Source organism: Deinococcus sp. KSM4-11, assembly GCF_004801415.1.
Classification (GTDB): domain Bacteria; phylum Deinococcota; class Deinococci; order Deinococcales; family Deinococcaceae; genus Deinococcus.
The window spans coordinates 38,954-57,055 of sequence record NZ_SSNX01000011.1 but is presented as its reverse complement, the minus strand read 5'-3'; the positions used below and the strand labels follow the sequence as shown (position 1 = coordinate 57,055).

Annotated in this window: 19 protein-coding genes, 1 tRNA gene and 1 other RNA gene; 8 read left to right on the top strand and 13 right to left on the bottom strand. The window is 70.2% G+C overall.

The genetic code is table 11. The features are described 5' to 3' along the window. Positions 1–82 precede the first annotated feature (82 nt). The 8 genes from sufU to E7T09_RS20845 form a co-directional block, all read right to left on the bottom strand. Positions 83–514 (bottom strand): Fe-S cluster assembly sulfur transfer protein SufU, encoded by a 432-nt coding sequence (gene sufU / locus E7T09_RS20880; RefSeq protein ID WP_136391138.1) that lies wholly within the window; start codon positions 512–514, stop codon positions 83–85. Between the two features lie 250 nt (positions 515–764). Continuing rightward, positions 765–2,279, bottom strand: a complete 1,515-nt coding sequence (locus E7T09_RS20875; RefSeq protein ID WP_136391137.1) for a carboxypeptidase M32 — start codon at positions 2,277–2,279, stop codon at positions 765–767. 124 nt (positions 2,280–2,403) lie between these two features. Then, complete coding sequence (locus E7T09_RS20870) at positions 2,404–4,185, bottom strand: WD40 repeat domain-containing protein (RefSeq protein WP_168734971.1); 1,782 nt, start codon at positions 4,183–4,185, stop codon at positions 2,404–2,406. A 55-nt stretch (positions 4,186–4,240) separates the two neighbouring features. Continuing rightward, positions 4,241–6,685, bottom strand: coding sequence for a glutamine--tRNA ligase/YqeY domain fusion protein (locus E7T09_RS20865; protein WP_136391135.1), 2,445 nt, complete (start codon positions 6,683–6,685; stop codon positions 4,241–4,243). Between the two features lie 58 nt (positions 6,686–6,743). Then, the gene (locus E7T09_RS20860) at positions 6,744–7,412 is read right to left on the bottom strand and encodes a hypothetical protein (protein ID WP_136391134.1); all 669 of its coding nucleotides are present in this window, start codon (positions 7,410–7,412) and stop codon (positions 6,744–6,746) included. A 112-nt stretch (positions 7,413–7,524) separates the two neighbouring features. Then, a complete protein-coding gene (locus tag E7T09_RS20855) occupies positions 7,525–7,980 on the bottom strand; it encodes a multidrug DMT transporter (RefSeq protein WP_136391133.1) in 456 nt (151 codons plus the stop codon). A 218-nt stretch (positions 7,981–8,198) separates the two neighbouring features. Then, on the bottom strand, positions 8,199–9,428 hold the full coding sequence (locus E7T09_RS20850) for a S1C family serine protease (RefSeq protein ID WP_136391132.1): 1,230 nt from the start codon (positions 9,426–9,428) through the stop codon (positions 8,199–8,201). 65 nt (positions 9,429–9,493) lie between these two features. After that, positions 9,494–9,850, bottom strand: a complete 357-nt coding sequence (locus E7T09_RS20845) for a hypothetical protein (RefSeq protein WP_136391131.1) — start codon at positions 9,848–9,850, stop codon at positions 9,494–9,496. A gap of 122 nt (positions 9,851–9,972) precedes the next feature. Here E7T09_RS20845 and E7T09_RS20840 point away from each other — a divergent pair, with 122 nt between their 5' ends. Together E7T09_RS20840 and E7T09_RS20835 are read left to right on the top strand one after the other, a co-directional pair. Continuing rightward, a complete protein-coding gene (locus tag E7T09_RS20840; RefSeq protein ID WP_136391130.1) occupies positions 9,973–10,665 on the top strand; it encodes an XRE family transcriptional regulator in 693 nt (230 codons plus the stop codon). A 25-nt stretch (positions 10,666–10,690) separates the two neighbouring features. After that, positions 10,691–11,149, top strand: a complete 459-nt coding sequence (locus tag E7T09_RS20835; protein WP_136391129.1) for a gamma-glutamylcyclotransferase family protein — start codon at positions 10,691–10,693, stop codon at positions 11,147–11,149. Between the two features lie 73 nt (positions 11,150–11,222). Here the strand turns inward: E7T09_RS20835 and rpsO are convergent, their stop codons facing one another. Further along, entirely contained in the window at positions 11,223–11,498 is a 276-nt protein-coding gene (rpsO, locus tag E7T09_RS20830) for a 30S ribosomal protein S15 (protein ID WP_136391128.1), read from the bottom strand. A 241-nt stretch (positions 11,499–11,739) separates the two neighbouring features. Between rpsO and E7T09_RS20825 the strand changes: the two genes are divergently transcribed. Next, positions 11,740–11,822, top strand: a tRNA-Leu gene (locus E7T09_RS20825). Positions 11,823–11,939: 117 nt separating this feature from the next. Next, positions 11,940–12,038, top strand: an RNA gene (ffs, locus tag E7T09_RS20820) — signal recognition particle sRNA small type. 55 nt (positions 12,039–12,093) lie between these two features. Here ffs and E7T09_RS20815 read toward each other — a convergent pair. Together E7T09_RS20815 and E7T09_RS20810 are read right to left on the bottom strand one after the other, a co-directional pair. After that, entirely contained in the window at positions 12,094–12,291 is a 198-nt protein-coding gene (locus E7T09_RS20815; protein ID WP_136391127.1) for a hypothetical protein, read from the bottom strand. Between the two features lie 70 nt (positions 12,292–12,361). After that, complete coding sequence (locus E7T09_RS20810) at positions 12,362–12,727, bottom strand: hypothetical protein (protein WP_136391126.1); 366 nt, start codon at positions 12,725–12,727, stop codon at positions 12,362–12,364. 38 nt (positions 12,728–12,765) lie between these two features. On the opposite strand from E7T09_RS20810, the gene E7T09_RS20805 reads away from it, so the two are divergent. Beyond that, positions 12,766–13,488, top strand: a complete 723-nt coding sequence (locus E7T09_RS20805) for a carbonic anhydrase (protein WP_168734970.1) — start codon at positions 12,766–12,768, stop codon at positions 13,486–13,488. A 69-nt stretch (positions 13,489–13,557) separates the two neighbouring features. On the opposite strand, the gene E7T09_RS20800 is transcribed toward E7T09_RS20805, so the two are convergent. Beyond that, a complete protein-coding gene (locus tag E7T09_RS20800) occupies positions 13,558–14,820 on the bottom strand; it encodes an aminopeptidase (RefSeq protein ID WP_136391124.1) in 1,263 nt (420 codons plus the stop codon). Positions 14,821–14,930: 110 nt separating this feature from the next. On the opposite strand from E7T09_RS20800, the gene E7T09_RS20795 reads away from it, so the two are divergent. After that, positions 14,931–16,037 carry an NAD(P)/FAD-dependent oxidoreductase gene (locus E7T09_RS20795; RefSeq protein WP_136391123.1) on the top strand — a complete coding sequence of 369 codons (1,107 nt, stop codon included), beginning with the start codon at positions 14,931–14,933 and terminating at the stop codon, positions 16,035–16,037. A gap of 47 nt (positions 16,038–16,084) precedes the next feature. Here the strand turns inward: E7T09_RS20795 and rpmF are convergent, their stop codons facing one another. Next, a complete protein-coding gene (gene rpmF / locus E7T09_RS20790) occupies positions 16,085–16,267 on the bottom strand; it encodes a 50S ribosomal protein L32 (protein WP_136391122.1) in 183 nt (60 codons plus the stop codon). A 175-nt stretch (positions 16,268–16,442) separates the two neighbouring features. Here rpmF and E7T09_RS20785 point away from each other — a divergent pair, with 175 nt between their 5' ends. Next, positions 16,443–16,925 (top strand): hypothetical protein, encoded by a 483-nt coding sequence (locus E7T09_RS20785; RefSeq protein WP_136391121.1) that lies wholly within the window; start codon positions 16,443–16,445, stop codon positions 16,923–16,925. Between the two features lie 55 nt (positions 16,926–16,980). Then, positions 16,981–18,072: a glutamate 5-kinase gene (gene proB / locus E7T09_RS20780; RefSeq protein ID WP_136391120.1), complete on the top strand. Its 1,092-nt coding sequence runs from the start codon at positions 16,981–16,983 to the stop codon at positions 18,070–18,072. Positions 18,073–18,102 lie beyond the last annotated feature (30 nt).

Sequence of the window (18,102 nt, the reverse complement as noted above, 5' to 3'; positions counted from 1 at the left end):
CTTCACTTCCCATAAATACGCCTTCTTTCGCAACTTCCGGCGGGCACCTCCCCACGGGATCAGCAGGCTGACCGGCCGGGTCTTACTCCTGCACGGCCGCCTGTTGCAGCAACACGTCCAGCGTCTGCCACGGCAGCGTGGCGCACTTCACGCGCGTGTGGAGCGAGTGCACGCCCTGCAAGGCCACCAGATCTCCCAGTTCCGCCGCCGGTTCCCCCGTACGGATCATCTGCAGGAAGGCGCGTTCCACCTCGGCAGCCTGCGCCAGCGTTCTGCCCCGGAGCGCCGAGGTCATCAGGCTCGCGCTCGCCATCGAGATCGCGCAGCCCTTCCCGACGAAACGGGCCTCCGCGATCACGTCCCCATCGAGTTTCAGCATCAGCTGTACGCGGTCTCCGCAGCTGGGATTGTGCCCGGTCTCGGTATACGTCGCGTCCGGCAGCTCGCCGAAATGGCGGGGCTTGCGCGAGTGGTCGAGGATCACCTGCTTGTAGAGGTTTTCGAGTGTACCCATCACGCCTCCTGGCCTGACACCAGGCCCACTGACGGTCATGCTACGCCGCTTCACGCCGACCTGTCGGTCGCCCAGCGCCGGTTCAGTCCGCGCGTTAAGAATCCTGTCACACGGTGCGCGGCATCATGCGGCCCAGCACGGCGGACAGCGCGGCACCACGCGCCACACGCCTCCTCCAGACCAGTGGCCGCGCCCCAGGTGTTCCCCCGCAGGCGCGGCCCTCGGCCATGCGCTCCTCCCAGCCATTCACTCAGTGCAGCCCGTACAACGCCATGTACTTTCCGCGCAGGTACGTCAGGTACGGCCCGACGTTCATGGGCTCGCCGGTCACGCGCTGCACCAGTTCCGCCGGTTTGAAGGTGCCGCCGGGCGCGTACACGTGCTCGCGCAGCCAGCCGTGCAGGGCCGTGAACTCCCCCCGCGCGGTGTCCGACGCCAGGCCCGGGAGGGCCTGCTGCGCCGCCGCGTAGAACTGCGCGCTCAGCACGTTCCCCAGCGTGTACCCCTGGAAGGCCCCGCCGATCCCGCCGCCGTACCAGTGCACGTCCTGCAAGACGCCGTCCACGTCGCTGGGGGCGTGCAGCCCCAGGTTCGTCTGGTAGGCCGCGTGCCACGCGCCGGCCAGATCACGCACCGCCAGCTGGCCCGAGAGCAGGTCGCGTTCCAGGTCATAGCGGGTGATCACGTGCAGGTTGTACGTCAGCTCATCGGCGTCCGTGCGGATCAGGCTGCGCTGCGCGGCGTTCACCGCGTGGTACATCTCGTCTTCCGTCACGTCCGCGAGCTGATCCGGGAAGGCGTCCCGGAACATCGGGAAGTACGCCGCCCAGAAGGCCCGCGAGCGGCCCACCAGGTTCTCCCACAACCGCGACTGGCTCTCGTGCACGCCGGAGCTCACGCCGCCGCCCAGGGGCGTGCCGAGCAGGTCGGCGGCCACGCCCTGCTCGTACAGCGCGTGGCCCGTCTCGTGGAGGGTCGAGTACAGCGCCTCGGTCAGGTCGTTTTCCTTCACGCGGGTCGTGATCCGCACGTCCTGGTCGCCCACGCGCGTCATGAACGGGTGCGCGGTCAGATCCTGCCGGCCCCGCGAGGTGTCGTACCCGTAGGCCAGCGCGATCCGCTGCCCCAGCTGAAGCTGCTTGGCCACCGGGTATAGGCGCAGCAGAAAGTCCGTGCGTGGCGCCGGAGCCTGCGCCACTGCCTCCACCAGCGGAACGAGCGCCGCGCGCAACTCGGCGAACACCCGGTCGACCACCTCCGAGGTCATGCCCTCGTCCGACTGGTCGATGAAGTAATCCATCGGCGACGCGAATTCCGGGAAGTACGCGGCCGCCTGCAGGCTCAGGTCGAGCGTCTTCTCCAGGTACGGCACCATCCGCCCGAAGTCGTTCGCGGGCCGCGCCTCCACCCACGCCGAGTACGACTCTCCGGTGTGCTGCGAGAATGCCTGCACGAAGGCCGCCGGGAACCGCGTGGCCTCCTCGAACTCGCGCCGCGCGACCGTCAGCATCCGCTGCTGCACCGGCGACCAGTCCGAGCGGGCCTGCGCGGCGTCCAGCAGCGTGCCGTAGGCCGCGTCGGTCGCCCGCGCGTGCCGGATGCCCGCCATGAGTGCCTGCTGCCGCGCCCGGCCTTCGGCCGCTGCCGGGGGCAGGAAGGTGCTCTGATCCCAGCCGAGCACAGCCCCCACGCCTCCGAGGTCCGAAAGCTCCTGCCAATGCCGCGTCAGGCTGTCCCAGGTGGTGTCCGCATGTCCGGTGGTCATGCTGGCCAGCGTACCGCGCGCCTCCCCGCCCGTGTCCGGACACCGGCAGCCCAGCGGGAATCGGGGCTGCCGGTCGTCCGTCCTACGGAGGCCCCCGCCCTGTCGGCTCCGACAGCACGGGTGCTCAGCGCAGCACGTTGAACACGGTGATGCTGCCCGCCCGGCCCAGCAGGCCGGAGCCGACCATCACCTGCTTGCCGCTGCCCGCCCAGGTGATCAGGCTGGTCACGTTGTTGAAGGGGCCGGCACTGGCCAGCCGCGCGCCGCTGGCCGTGTCGTAGATGTTCAGGGCGCCGCCGCTCAGCAGGGCCAGCAGCTTGCCGTCCGGGCTGAAGCGCAGGCCCTGGACGGAGGCGGTCACGGCCAGGGAGCGGTACGGCGTGGCTGTGCCGGGACGGATCAGGGCCACGTGGGAGGCGTCGTCCTCGTCGGTGTACGTCACGGCCAGGGTGCCGCTGGGCGTGGCCTGCAGGGCACTCGGGCTCGCGCCGGACGGCAGGTGGAACGCGGTCTTCACGTGGCCGGTCGCCACGTCGTACCGCACCACCTCGCCGCTGTGCGGAATGATCAGGATGCCCCGGCCGTCCGGCGTGGGCAGCGCGGCGTGGATGTCTTCCATCTTCAGCCCGTCGGACGTGACCTGCGCGCTGACCTTGCCCGTGGCCGCGTTCACCAGGGCCAGCCCGTAATAGCCGCTCACCACGGCCTGCGTGCCGTCCGGCGTGGGCGCGATGGTGTCGTACTCGGCGTCCTCGTCCAGGGTGGCTAAGGCGCGGACTTTCCCGGCCTGGGTCACGCGCACCGTGGTGCCGTTCAGCGTCCAGATCCGGCCCCCCTGCGCCTCCAAGCCGTACAGGTCGTCCACCGGCCCCACGTTCAGGGGCAGGCCACCCTTGAGGGCGCGCAGATCGTCCACGCCGGCGTAGAACTTCCCGTCCGGCAGGAACGCCCCCAGCCACGCGTTCGAGGACACCAGGTCGGTGCGGCGCTGTTCGGTGTGCGTGACCGGATCGAAGGTAGCCACGCCGCGCCCGACGGCCAGGAAGCGGCCGTCCGTGCCGCGCACCACGCCGCCGCTGGCCGGCAGGCTGAACCGCTCGCCCACCAGTAGGCCCGTAGCCAGGTCGTACGCCTGGGCGCGACGGCCACTCACGGACACGAACTGGCTGTCCCCGCTGAAGTACAGGGCGGAGGCGTTCAGATCCAGGTCGCTTCCGTTCTTGATGTCCAGCGCGTCCTCGCCGGAGCGCAGGATCAGGGCCTCCTGGCCGGTCCGGACGACCACAGCCTGACCATCCGGGCTGAAGGTCGCGGCCAGGCCGTCCGGATCGTCGGACAGGTCGGCGCTGGCCAGCACCTTCCCGCCCGCCAGCTCCACCAGCTGCACCTGCGCGCCGTCCATCAGCACGGCGTGGGTGCCGTCCGGCGACACGGCGAAGAAGTCCCAGGACGTGCCCACCTCCAGGGCCCGGAAGCGCTCCGGGCCGCCCTCCAGCGTGTTGCGCAGCAGGGCGCCGTGGTACATGACCAGCAGGTTGCTGTCCGCGTCGAAGCCCAGCGTGTTGCCGTACACCTGCCCGCTGCCCAGCTCGGCGCCACTCTCCAGGTTCCACACGCTCCAGCGGTCACGGGTCATGGCGGCGACCCGTGTCCCCTGCGGATCGACCGCGAGGGCCCGGATCGCGCCCGGCAGGGTGTGCCACGCCCGCATCACCTTCAGGTCCGGCCCGAGCACCATCACGGCATTGTCCGCGCTCACGGCCCAGCGGCCGCCCGGCAGCCCCCACGCGAAGTTCACGTCGGCTCCTGGCACGGCGTACACCCCGGCGGGGTGCAGGGTCAGGGCGCTGGCCGCCCCGCCGAGGGTCACGGTCAGGGCAAGGAGCATCACGGAAGGCAATCGCATGCCACCACTGTAGTCGGGCGGCCCGGCGGTCAGCGCTGGAATGAGCGCGGCTGGCTCAGGCGCCGCCTTCTGGGGTGGCCAGGGCCGCATCCAGCGCCGCTGCCACCGCCTGCGGCTCGGCCTTGCCGCCCGTGGCACGCATCACCTGACCGGTGAAGAACCCCCGCAGGGCCGTTCGCCCGGCCCGGTAGGCCTCGACCTTGTCGGGGTGGGCGGCCAGGGCCTCCGCGACCGCGCGGGCAAGGGCGTCGTCACTCAGGGCGGCGTCCAGGCCCTCGCGGGCGATGACGTCCAGCGGAGGCTCGCCAGTCGTCGCGGCCTGCATCAGCGCCGTGCGGGCCACCCGCATGGTCACACCGCCCCCGGCCAGCCGCGCGGCCAGCGGGGCGAGCGCGGCGGCGTCCACCCGCACCTCGCCGGCCCGCACGCCCGGCGCGAGGTCGTTCACGGCCCAGGAGGTCACCTGCGCGAACGTGGCGTCCGGCGTGGCGTTCCCCAGGAAGGCCAGCAGCGCCGGATCCCGCGCCACCGTGCGGGCATCGGCCTCTGCCGCTCCCAGCGAGGTCAGGCGCGCGACCTCGGCCTCCTGCTCCGCGCTGAGGGCCGCCGGTCTGGCCTCCGCGCTCTTCGCAGGCGCTTTCGTGTCGGGCGTCTTCGCCGCCTCGGGTTTTGTCTGGCGGGCCTCGGTGCGCGCTTCCGCCCGGCCCCAGGTGTCCTTCAGCGTCACGATCCGCCCGAAGACCAGCGCGTCCTCATGGCTGTCCACCGGGTCACGCCAGAAGTAGCCCTGCCGCTCGAACTGGTAGCGGGTGCCCGGCGGGTCGCTCAGCACGCTGGGTTCCACCACGCCGCGCGTGAGCTTCAAGCTGTCCGGATTCAGGTAGCGCAGGAAGCCCGCGTCGGTCGGGGCCGACCCGTCCTCCAGGGCCGCCTCGTCCGGATCGAAGTGCACGTCCGGGACGGGTTCCAGATCGTCCTCGTGTTCGCCCTCGGGGTTCGGCACGCGGAACAGGCGGTCGTACAGGCGGAACTCGGCTGCAATTCCCTGCGCGGCGTCCACCCAGTGGATCACGCCACTGGCCTTTGCACCCTCGCCGAGCAGCGTGGCGTGCACGTGCGTGACATTCCCTTCGGCGTCCGATTCGAAGGAGTCCGCACGGATGATCCCGGCGCCACGCAGTCGCACCGTGCCTCCCGGCGTGAGGCGCTTGTAGCCCTTTGGCGGCGCCGGATTGAAGTCCTCGCGCTCGATGACCAGGTGCGGGCCGATCGGCACGTCCCGCACCGCCTGCTCGGGAAGCACCCGCGGCCCGCCGGGCAGGCCCACCAGCCCGTCCGTTGAACCGGCGATCACGTCGTAGGGCCAGTACGGCAGGCTCAGGGTCTGCGCGTCCAGCCCTGTGACCGTCACACGGATCGGGTCGAGCACCGCCATGACGCGCGGCGCCCGGTGGTTCAGATCCTCGCGCACGGCGTTCTCGTAGACGGCGAGGTCCACGGTGCGGTTGGTGCGGCTCACGCCGATCTGCGCGGCGAAGGCCCGCACGGCGTCCGGCGTGACCCCCAGCCGCCGCTGGGCGCGTAGGGTCGGCATTCGCGGGTCGTCCCAGCCGCTGACAAAGTTGCCCTCGATCAGGCGGCGCAGTTTGCGCTTGCTGGTGATCGTGTACTCCAGGCCGCGCCGCCCGAACTCGTACTGGTGCGGGCGAGGCTCGAAGTTCAGGCGTTCCATCAGCCAGTCGTAGATGGCGCGGTTGTCCACGAACTCCAGGCTGCACATGGAATGCGTCACGCCCTCGATCGCGTCCTGAATGGGATGCTGGAAGTCGTACATGGGATAGATGCACCACGCGTCGCCCTGCCGGTAATGGGTGCCGCGCAGGATGCGGTACAGCACCGGGTCGCGCAGTTTCATGTTGGCGCTGCCGAGGTCGATCTTCGCGCGCAGCACGTGTGAGCCGTCCGGGAACTCTCCGGCCCGCATTCGGCGCAGCATGTCCAGGTTCTCCTCTGGCGTGCGCGAGCGGTACTCGCTGGGCGTGCCGGGCGTGCGCGGATCGCCGCGCAGCCGCGCCATCTCGTCCGCGCTGACCGAATCCACGTAGGCGTCGCCCTGGCGGATCAGCTGCTCGGCGTAGGCGTAGTACCGCTCGAAGTAATCGCTGGCGTAGTAGAAGTGTGGGCCCCAGTCCCAGCCGAGCCACTTCAGGTCGTCGGCAATGGCGTCCACATATTCCTGTGTGGCGAGATCCGGGTTGGTGTCGTCCATGCGCAGGTGGTAGCGCCCGCCGTACTGCGCGGCCGTCTGGAAATCCAGGAACGACGCGAACACGTGCCCCAGGTGCGCGTAGCCGCTGGGCTCCGGCGGAAAGCGGGTCACGACCTGCGTTACGGTTCCGGCCTGCAGGTCGCGTTCGATGATCTCGGTAATAAAATTGGGCGCGACGTGCGGCGTGCCGCCGGTCGGGGCAGAGGGTGCGGTGGGGGCGGGAACGGTCATGCCCGTCAGGATAGCGGCGCCGCGCGCGGCGCGTGGATACCGGACTATCAATCTGGCGCTACCGCAGCTGATCCAGGTTCGCGCGGGCCACGGCCTGCAGCGCCCGCTCCTGGGCGTCGGCAGGAGCGAGGGCCAGTACCTGCTGGAAGGCCACCCTGGCCCAGCCGCTGTCCCGCAGATCCAGGGCGACCAGCCCGACCTGCACCAGCACGCGCAGGTTCGCCGGTTCCTGCGCCTGTGCGGCGGCGGCCAGCCGGCGGGCCGTGTCCGGACTCCCCCCGCCGATCAGACCTGCGCGTACCCACGCGCCCGAATGCCAGCGGGCCAGCGCGGCGCGCGTCTCGGCCAGATCGGGGTTCAGGCTCAGGCTGCGTTCGTACTCTGCCCGGCACGCGCGGGACAGCCGGAAGGCACCCAGCGTGTACCCGCCCCGCGCGGCCTGGGAACACAGGGCCGTGCCCAGGGTCAGGTGGGCATGGGCGTCGTCCGGCGCGGCGTGTGTGGCGGCGCGGCCTGAATCCACCGCCCGGTCGAGCCACACGCGCGGATCGGCCGCGTGGTACAGGGCCTCGGCCAGTGCGGCGTCGCTCGCCTCCAGGTCGTTTCCCGCCGTGCGGGCCGCCTCGTAGGCCTGCGCGTACTGTCCGGCCGCCAGAAGCGTCGTGGCCGGAGAGGCCAGGGCCGTCACGGGAAACAGGAGAGACAGGAGCAGAGGGAGGACACGCACCGCGTCAGTGTGCCAGCCCTTGATGAACGGTGGACAAAGCACCGGGCCGGAGCACGGCGGGCTGTTCTGCCCAGTGCGCTCCGGCCCGGTGGAGGTCGTGGGTCTTGAGGGGTTACGCGGCGGGCGTTTCGGCGCCCTCGCCTTCCGGCAGGCGGCGGGCACGGGCGGGTCGTTCCGGGCTGGCATCCGCGCTGGCCGTGATGCGGGTCAGGGTGTCCGCGAAGGCGCGCAGGGCGTCGCCCCCCTCGAGTTCCATCACCGCGCGGGCGTTCAGCGCGGAGAGTTCCTCGCGGGTCACGGCGTATTCGGGCGCGTCGTGGCCCTTGAGTCCCTGCAGGACGCGGTACGCGGTGGTCGCCTGGATGGTCGCGCCCTTGCTGGTGCTCAGGCTGGGCTCGCTGGTCATGCCCTGCCCGACCAGGGTGATCGTGTCGGCGCTGATCAGGGTGACCCGGTCACCGCGTTCTTCCATGTGCGCGGCCAGTTGCAGCAGGCTTCGCAGGTCCAGCATGGTGTGGAAGAGGTCGAGGTGCGCGAGCATCGCTCCGGCTTTCTTCAGGGTGTCCATACCCGCATTATTCTGTTTTAAGCATAATTGTCAAGAGGGGTTCTTGAGAGTGTGTCGCGTCGTGTTCATTGCAAGTCGTTCCAGGCGGCGAAATCTGACCGTTACCGAGTCCTGCTTATCGCCCGAAAATATCGTCATATCCGGCCGCCGAACTCACCCACAGGACAAACCAGAAGGCCGGTGAGCCACACAAGACTCACCGACCCTGCCCCTGCGCCTCAGTTATTGACTTTCGTGCTGCCCGTCAGCGTGATCGGCAGTTTCAGCGTCTTGCCGTCGCGCAACACGGTCAGCGTGACCGTGTCTCCCACGCGGTAGGCCCTCACGGCGTACTGGAACTGGCTGAAGTTCAGCACCCGCTTGCCGTTCACCTCGGTCACGATGTCCCCGGATTCCCGCTCCTGGTTGGAGTTCAGCCGCAGCGGCTTGAGGCCCGCCAGCGCCGCCGGACTGCCTGCACTGACGCTCGTGAAGAACGCGCCGGGCGTGGGGCCGAGCTTCAGAACGTCGCTGAGCATCCGGAAGCCCTCCTCGTCCAGCATGAACGCCGGATCAAAGGCCTGGGAGAGCCCCACGCCGATCACCGGCGCGTCGCGTTTCACACCGGTCTTCAGCTCGGCCAGCAAAGCGTCGGTCAGCGTGATCGGCACGGCGTAGGAGCGGTAGACGCCGGGCGTCGTGCCGTTGTTGATCATCATGCTGGGGGACAGCCGGATGTAGCTCACGATGCCCGCCAGTTCGCCCTTCGCGTTCACGATCGGGCCGCCGCTGTCCCCGGGAATCAGCGGGGCGTCGAGTTCCAGCGTGCCGGGCGGGAAATCGGCGCGACCCGCCTCGGCGTTCAGCGCCGTCAGGCGGCCGGTCTTGGACGTCAGGAAGTCGCCGTTGCCGTTGCCGACCGCCAGTTCGATATCTCCCACGGCGGGCAGCTTGCCGGTCAGTGTCAGGTACGGCGTGTTTTTGGGCACGTTCACGCGCAGCACCGCCAGATCGTGCTGTTCGTCGAAGCCCAGCACCTCGACCGGGTAGCGTTTCTTGTCGAGCGTCTGGGCGCTCAGGGCACGGGCCTTGGAGACTACGTGGTACGCCGTCAGGGCCAGGCCATCGGCCGAGATCAGCACACCCGTACCGATCCCGTCGGGCGCGGCGCAGTTGGTGGGCGGGCACTGCTCGATCCGGAGCGTGGCGGGCCGCACCTTGGCGTACAGGGCGGCCAGCATCTTCTGCTCGGCGGCGCTCAGCGGCTTGGATGGCGTGGCGCGGTTCGTCTTGACGTTGGTGCGGGGGGGCGCGATCGGCGTCACAACCGGCGCGAGCGGCGTGTCCGGCGGGGAAGGCAGGGTGCCCTGCGCGCCAGCAGGCCCGGACAGCAGCAGGGTCAGCCCCAGCAGGGCCGCGCGAAAGGCAGACGGAGCAGGGCGCCCCGGGCGGGCTGACTCAGCGTTCATGCTGCATTCTGCGGTGCGCTTTTCGGGGGGTGTGTAGCGTGCGTTTCCATCCCGGATGATCCGCGTCACGGCTGATCCGCGGGAGGATCGAAGGGTTGCGTGGCGCCGGGGAGTCCCAGCCGCCGTTCGACCACGCTGCCGAGCCGCGCGAGGATGCCGGGGCCGCTCCAGCCGGTCACGCATGCGGCGGCCAGCAGCAGGGCCGGGGAGGTCTGGGCCGGCAGCGTGACGGCCAGCAGCGCGACGACGCTCAGGGCGGCGATCCCGGCGGCCACCGCGAGCGCGACCGTGGTGCGCAGGCGCAGCGTGCCGGGCGCGGCCAGTTGCCGGGCCAGTTGCGTGACCGTGCCGGCGGTGAAGGCGGTGGCCAGGGTCGGCAGCCACAGCAGCAGGGCGGAGGTGGGGGGAGCGGCGTCGGACATGATGACCTCCAGGGCAATTACGGTGAGAGCGGAATCGGAAGCCCACAGTAGTATGACTATAGACATATTTCAAGGGGTTCAGTATTCATTCACGCCCCACGTCCACCGCTACACTGACCGGCATGCCCCCGACCCAGGACGCCTCCCTGCCCGCCTGGCTGCGTGGCCACCGCACGGCCCTGGGCCTCCGCCAGACCGAGATCAGCGCGGCCACCCGCGAATACGGCGGGCCGGACACGCACATCACCCAGTCATACCTGAGCCGCCTGGAAGCGGGCACCCGCGCCCTCCAGGCCCTCACGCCTGCCCGGCAGGACGCCCTGCGCCGCGCCCTGGACATCACCGCTGGCGAGTGGGTCGCGCGCACAGGCCTGCCGCTGCTCGGCCCGCCCCCCGGTGAAGACGTGCTGGGTCTCCTGGAGGTCGTGCGGGTGCCCGTCCGTGCCCTGGCCACCGCTGGTCTGCCCGTCACTGAGGACACAGCCAGCATCATCGACCATGAACTCGTCCCGGCCCGCGACCACCGGCCAGGCATGCTGGTGCTGGAGGTGAACGGCGACTCCATGACCACCGAGGCCGGCGGCATCCGCCCCGGCGACCGCATCTACATCGACCCCGGCGACCTTGATCTGCGCGAGGGCCGCATCTACGTGCTGCACATGCCTGGCCTGGGCCTGACCGTCAAACGCCTGCGCCGCTTCGGGCCGTCCCTGTGGCTCACCAGCGACAATCCGGATCACCCGCCCGTGAAGCCCGAGGAAGTCACGGTGGTCGGCCGCGTGTACTTCCACCAGCCGCAGGGACAGCGCCTGTGAGCCCCAGCGGCTATAAAGGGCGTCGATGACCCCCCCAGATTCGCCGGCCCTGACCACCGTCTTCGTGTACGGCACCCTGATGCCGGGCGAACGCAACGAACACGTCGCCCGGCAGGGTGGGGACTTCCAGGCCCGGCCCGCCACGCTGTCCGGGTACCGTCTGATCGATCTGCGCCCCGAGGCGTATCCGGGCGTGGTTTCAGGAACGGACACGGACATGGTCACGGGTTATGCCCTCACCTATGCGCCGGCCGAGTGGCCCACTGTGTTGTCCTTCCTCGACGCCCTGGAGGGCCTGCACGAGACCCCTCCGCTGTACCGCCGCGCCGCCGTGACCGTGCAGGTGGCTGGTCAGGACGAGCCCGCCTGGGTGTACCTGTACGCCCGCGCCGACCGTCTGGCCCAGGCCGGAGCGCAGACGGTGGCCAGCGGCGACTGGCGCACCGTGTCGGATCGCGCCCTGCCCGCCACCGGCGACCGCTGACCGACAGCAGCGCTCTGTCAGACATGAAACACCGCCGCCCCGATCAGGAGCGGCGGTGCCGGAACTGGAGCGCTTAGCGGACGATGCGCTGGCCACGGCGGATCTTCAGCTGATCCGTCAGGGCGATGTACTCGTCGTAGTTGGTGCGCTCCAGATACTTCAGCAGACGGCGGCGCTGGCCGTTCATCAGCTGCAGGCCGCGCTGGCCGTGCTTGTCTTTCTTGTTGGCGTTCAGGTGCGCCGCCAGGTTGTTGATGCGCGCGGTCAGCAGACCGATCTGCACGTGCGTGCCACCGGTGTCTTTGTCGTGCTTGGCGTGATCCTGAACCGTCTGTTTCTTGTCGATCATGGTGAACCTCTCGTGTTTCTGGATGTCCCGCGCGCGGCAGCCCGGCAAAATCCGCCCTTTGGCGGCCCGAACCGCTTGCGGCGGCAAACGTGAACATACCACGCGGCGGGGGTGGCCGGTCAAGCTCGGCGCTGCTGCGCGGCTCTCCACAGCCCGATCTGGGGTCACGCGATCCCGCTCCTCGGCTTGACAGGGCCGGGGGCCACCCCTAGTATTACTTCCGCTCCTCAGACACCTCTGTGCTCGGGTGGCGGAATTGGTAGACGCGCACGTTTGAGGGGCGTGTGGGCAACCGTGTGGGTTCAAGTCCCATCCCGAGCACCAGTTCTGAACGCCGGAATCCGTGAAAAGGTTCCGGCGTTGCCTATTGGCCGGGCCCACACTGTGCTGGCCCAGCCCCCACCGTCGACTCAGTGCCGGTGTGCTATTGTCCTGGGCGCATTGCTGGCGCAGCGCAGCGTGAACGCCTGAACCTGGTCAGGGCCGGAAGGCAGCAGCCATAAGGGATGATTCTCGGGTGCCGCTGCTCACCGGCAATGCTTTTTTCATCTCGTTCTCCTGCCCCGCCCGCCGGCGGGGCGTTTGCGTGCCGGCCCTACCGCGTCAGGCGTTCGAGCAGCGACTCCGCCCCACGTTGCCGCGCCAGCCGCACCTCCCGCTCGGTTCGCAGGTGGATGTCGTGTGCCAACCACTCGCCGTGGTATTCCCAGGGGCCGAAGCGCCACCCGATCATGGACGGAAAGGGCGCGCCCGCAGCGAGACCTGGGGCACCAACCACTGGAAGGATCTTCATGCGTTCACGGTGCGCTCCGGCTGTCACGTCGGCGTCCGCCCCGCGTCAGTGAACCGTCAGCAGGCGCCGGTCAGCGGGTCTTGCTCTGCAACACCAGGGCCTGCGTTTCCTTCACCACGGCCAGGTCACGCAGCCGGTCGCCGTCCAGGTCACCGGCCTGCGCCAGGGCCTCGGCCTTCTTCCGGTCCACGGTCGCGACCTCCAGCGCCGCCGCGTCCCCAAAGGCCTCGCGGAACCGGTCGAGCGGGTACTCGATGCGGCGCGAGACCTTCAGAACCGCGCGGTACAGGTCGGTCTCGGCGTGTTCACCAGCCCCCAGCGCGGCCTTGATCTGCACGCCCAGGTCGTCCCGCTCGGCCTCCAGGCCCTGGATCGTGTCGCGCAGCATGGCGTACCGCTCCAGCAGGTCGCTCAGGCCGGGGGCATCGTCCGTCATGCCTCCAGAATACCGGCCGGGCCGCTAGCATGGCGCACATGGACGATCCCGCCGAACTTCTCGCCGCCGACCTGCAACGTCGCATTCTGGACGCCATCCGGCGTGGCGCAAGCATGGAAGACATCGCCGACCTCAAGGACGCCGACGTCCAGACGCCGGAGGCCGCTATCCAGGCCCTCAAGGACGGCAACGCGCGCTTCTTCAGCGGCCAGGTGGCCCGCCCGGAGATCGGAGCGAACGAACGCCGCGCGCACATCATGGGCCAGACCCCCTACGCCGCCGTGCTGGCCTGCAGCGACAGCCGCGTCCCGGTGGAACTGGTGTTCGACCAGGGCCTGGGTCAGCTGTTCGTGGTGCGCGTCGCCGGGAATGTCGTCGGCGAGGCCGGACTGGGGACGCTGGAGTACGCCATCGAGCACCTGGACGTGCACCTGATCATGGTCATGGGCCACGAGGGGTGCGGAGCGGTGGCCGCCGCGCTGCTGCCCGAGGAGAAGATCGCGCAGGAGCCCGAGAACCTCCAGGCGCTGATCCGCCGCATCCAGCCCAGCGTGGCGAACCTGCCCGCCATCCGCGACAAGAAAGCCCGCATGCGCGAGGCGGTGCTGAACAACATCCGCCTTCAGGCGAAGATCCTGCGCGAGCACCCCCTGATCGCCCAGGCCGAGGCTGAGGGCCGCATCCGCGTGGTCGGCGGGTACTACGAGATCGGCTCCGGCGCCGTGGATTTCCTCGTGGAGGACGAGGATCTGCTGCCCTAGGCGCCGCCGGAACAGCAGAGGGCGGAGAGTCAGGGATATCCCGGCTCTCCGCCCTCTGCTGTTCCGTGCTCAGATCACGAATTCGCCCGCGCGCATCACGGGCTCGCGGGTGCCGTCCTTCGCGAGGCCGTCCACGTCCATCTGGGCCGACCCGATCATCCAGTCCACGTGCGTCAGGGAGTCGTTGCCGCCGGTGGCCAGGAAGTCCTCCAGGCTCATGTCCACGCCGCCCCGCACGTTGAAACGGTACGCGCTGCCGATGGCGATGTGACTGGCGGCGTTCTCGTCGTACAGCGTGTTGAAGAAGAACAGGCCGGAACGGCTGATGGGGCTGGAGGCCGGCACCAGCGCGACCTCGCCCAGGCGGTGGCTGCCCTCGTCCGTGTCGATCATGCGCGTCAGGGCGTCCTGGCCCTGCCGCGCGCTCGCGTTCACGATCCGCCCGCCCTGGAACTCGATGCGGATGCCGTCGATCAGCACGCCCTGATACGACAGCGGCTTGGTGCTCACGACCACACCGTCCACCCGCTCGCGGTGCGGAGCGGTCCAGACTTCCTCGGTGGGAATGTTCGCCGTGAAGGTGATGCCGCCGGGCGTGTCGGCCGCGCCGCCCCCCCAGATGTGGTCGTCGGCGAGACCCACCGTCAGGTCGGTGTCCCCGCCCTGGAAGTGCAGCGCGTGGTACTGCTTGCCGGTCAGCACGTCCCGGCGGCGCTTCAGGTGCGCGAGGTGCTCCGTCCAGGCGGCCACCGGATCAGGCTGATCAGCGCGGGTCGCGGCGAAGATCGCGTCCCACTGCTGTTCCACAGCCATGTCGGCATCGACGTCCGGGAACATCAGGGTGGCCCAGCCGGGGATGGGGGCGCTGATCAGGTTCCAGTTCAGGCGGTTGGTCATGACCTGCTGCGAGTACGGCCGGCGGTACGTGGCCAGGGCCTTCTGGTACGCGGCCACGCGCGCCTGCTCCACGCTTCCCAGCAGGTTCGGATCGGTCGCGCGGATCGCCAGCACCGCGCCTCCCGCGTTCGCCGTTTCCAGTTCGGCATCGACCCGCCACTTGCTGATGGTGTCAAAACTCCCGTCCGGGGCGAGTTCGAAGCGGGCCAGCACCACGTCGTCGTCGTCCCAGCGGACGTCCACGAAGCTCGCGCCGGCCGCGTAGGCCTCGCGCACCACCAGGCGGGCCAGCGGCGCGGTGTCCACCGGTGCCTGCACCAGCACGCGCTGTCCCGGCTTCACGCCCAGGCCCACGCGCACCGCGAGGCGGGCGTAGTTGCGAAGTTTCTCATCGAAGGTCAGCGCCGTGGCAGCGTGCGGGGTCGTCGCAGTCATGCGCCAGAGGATACCCGCGTTGGCGTTGAGGTCCGGCAGCCTGAAGCACCTTCAGCAGCGCTGACCAGCCATGCCGGACGCCCCTGGATGGGCGTACGCTCGGATTAGCCATGACCACTCCACGCGCCGTGATCGTCGGAGCCGGGCCAGCGGGCCTGGCCGTCGCCGCTCTCCTCGGGCAGGCGGGCGTGCCGTACACGCTGCTGGACGCCCGTGGCCCGGCGTCCGCGTGGCGCGGGCACTACGAGCGCCTGCACCTGCACACGCCCAGGGGTTCGTCCGGGCTGCCGGGCTTCCCCATGCCGCGCACCTACCCGCGCTACCCGTCACGGGAGCAGGTGATCGCCTACCTGGACGGGTACGCCCGGCACTTCGGGATCGAAGCGGTGCGCGCCCAGGTCACGGACGCCCGGCGCGACGGGAGCACCTGGACGGTCACCACCATGGACGGCCCCTTCACGGCCCCGAACCTGATCGTCGCCACCGGGTACACGGCCGCGCCCGTGCGCCCCACCTGGCCCGGCCTGGACACCTTCACCGGGCCGGTGGTGCACAGCAGCGACTACCGCAGTGGCCGGGCGTACGCGGGTCAGCGGGTGCTGGTCGTCGGCCTGGGGAACAGCGGCGGCGAGATCGCCCTCGACCTGCACGAGCAGGGGGCGCGACCGACCGTGTCCGTGCGCGGCCCCGTCAACGTTCTTCCACGCGACATCCTCGGAATTCCCACCCTAGCGCTGGGGATCCTTCAGGCGGGCTGGCCCTCCGCCCTGGCCGACGCCGTGAACGCGCCCATCATCCGCGCCCTGATCGGCGACCTGCGCCCCTATGGCCTGCGCCGCCCAGCCGAGGGAGCGATCACGCAGATCCGCCGCCACCGCCGCGTTCCCGTGCTGGACGTCGGCACCGTGCGCCTCGTCAAGTCCGGCGAACTGGCCGTCCGGCCCGGCATCGACCACTTCACGCCGGGCAGTGTGGTCTTCATCGACGGCCGCGAGGAAGCTTTCGAAGCCGTGATCCTAGCCACCGGCTTCCGGCCGAACCTGGCCTGGCTGCACACCAGCGTGCCCGTGCTGGATGACCACGGCGTGCCCATGACCAGCGGCCGCCCCACGCACGAGCCGGGCCTGACGTTCTGCGGCTTTCATGTGGCGTCCAGCGGCATGCTGCGCGAGATCGCCCGCGAGGCCCGCCGGATCGCCGCTTACCTACAGGCCTGACAAGAAAAAAGCCCCCGCAGGGGGGGCTTCTTCGTGCAGGGCGCGTCTTAGACGGCCAGCACCTGACGGCCATCGTAGTAGCCGCAGCTGGGGCAGATGTGGTGCGAGAGCTTCTTCGCGTGGCAGTGCGGGCACTCGCTCAGGTTCGGCGCGGTGAGCGCGTGGTGGCTGCGGCGCATGTCGCGCTTGCTCTTGCTGGTCTTCTTCTTGGGAACGGGGTGCTTCGCCATGATCGTCTCTCCTCGTGCGGCCACACGGCACTGCTTCAGGGCTCCTGTTCGGGCTCTGCCGGCCGGGGCAACTGCTCGGCCGCCCAGGGAGGGCGCCGAGACAACAGCGGGGAGTATAACACGCCGGCACAAGTGTTGGGAATGGGGGAGGGCCAGCCCGCTACGATAGGTGCCCATGACCGACGCGGCACTCCAGACCATCCGGGCCGAACTGGCCGCCCAGTTCTCGCTGGGTTCCCACAGCCTGCACGGGCCGGCGCACTGGGCGACCGTCGAGACCCACGCGGTCCGGCTGGCCGCCCTGGGTGGCGGGGACGTGGAGGTGTGCCGCTGGTTCGCCGTGTTCCACGACGCCGCCCGTGAGTCCGAGGGTCACGACACCGGCCACGGCGCACGTGCCGCCGCCCTGGTGCGGCAGCACCGGCCGCGCCTCCCCCTGAGCGACGCCCAGGTAGACGTGCTGGCCGAGGCCTGCCACGGGCACGAGCTGGGCCTGACCTCGGCCGACCCGACCATCGGCGCGTGCTGGGATGCGGATCGGCTGGATCTCGTGCGGGTCGGCGTGGTGCCACGGGCCGGGCGGATGAGCACCGACGCGGGGCAGCGCGCCGCCCGCGACCGGCCGGCATGGCTTCGGCTCCTGGCCTCCGTGGACTGACGCCGGCTGGACGTCCCGCCCGGATCGATCCGGGCGCCGCACTATGCTGCCCGGCATGCGGGTGGTACTCAAACTGGGCACAAGCGTCCTCACGGCCGGTACCGACCGGCTGCACCGTCCCCGGATGGTGGATCTGGTGCGCGGACTCGCGGCCGTCCGCGCAGCCGGGCACGAGGCGGTGCTGGTGACCAGCGGCGCCGTGATCGCCGGGTGGGAGGCGCTGGGCTTTCCGCCACGCGACCGCACGGTGGCCGAGAAGCAGCTGCTGGCCGCGGTCGGTCAGGGCCGCCTGATGCACCAGTACGCGCAGCTGGCCGACATCTATGGCCTGACGGTGGCACAGGTGCTGCTGATCGCGGACGACTTCCGTGACCGCACCCGCTACCTGAACGCCCGCACCACCCTGGACGCCTGTCTGGCGCGCGGCGTGCTCCCGATCATCAACGAGAACGACGCCGTGGCTCTGGAGCAGCTGAAGGTGGGCGACAACGACACCCTCTCGGCCTTCGTGGCGAACCTCGTGGAGGCCGACCTGCTGGTCATTCTGACGGACGCGCCCGGCCTGTACACCGCCGATCCCCGCGCCGATCCGCAGGCGACCCTGATTCCGGTCGTGGAGCGCGTCACGCCGGAGATCTGGGCGCTGGCGGGCGGCGTGGGTTCACACCGGGGCACGGGCGGCATGCACACCAAGATCCAGGCGGCCGAGATCGCCACCCGCGCCGGCACGCCCGTCGTGATCGCTCCCGGCGACGCGCCCGACGCCCTGCAACGCATTGTCGGAGGTGAGGCGCTGGGCACGCGCTTCGTGGCGGCCGGATCGCGCCTGGAAGCCCGGAAACGCTGGATCCTGGCCGAGATCGCCGCCGGGCGCGTCGTGCTGGACGAAGGAGCGGCCCGCGCCGTGCGGGAGCGCGGCGGCAGCCTCCTGCCCGCCGGCATCCGCGCTGTAGAAGGCTCCTTCGGCAGGGGGCACACCATCCGGCTGGTCGCGCCGGACGGGCAGGAGATCGCCCGTGGTCTGACCCGCTACGCGTCGGCCGACCTGACCCGCATCGCCGGGCGGCACTCCCGCGAGATCGAGGAGGTGCTGGGCTTCACCTACGGCCCGGAAGCCGTGCACCGCGACGACCTCGTCCGGCTGTAGGCCACCCACCCGCCCCCTATACTGGCGCGC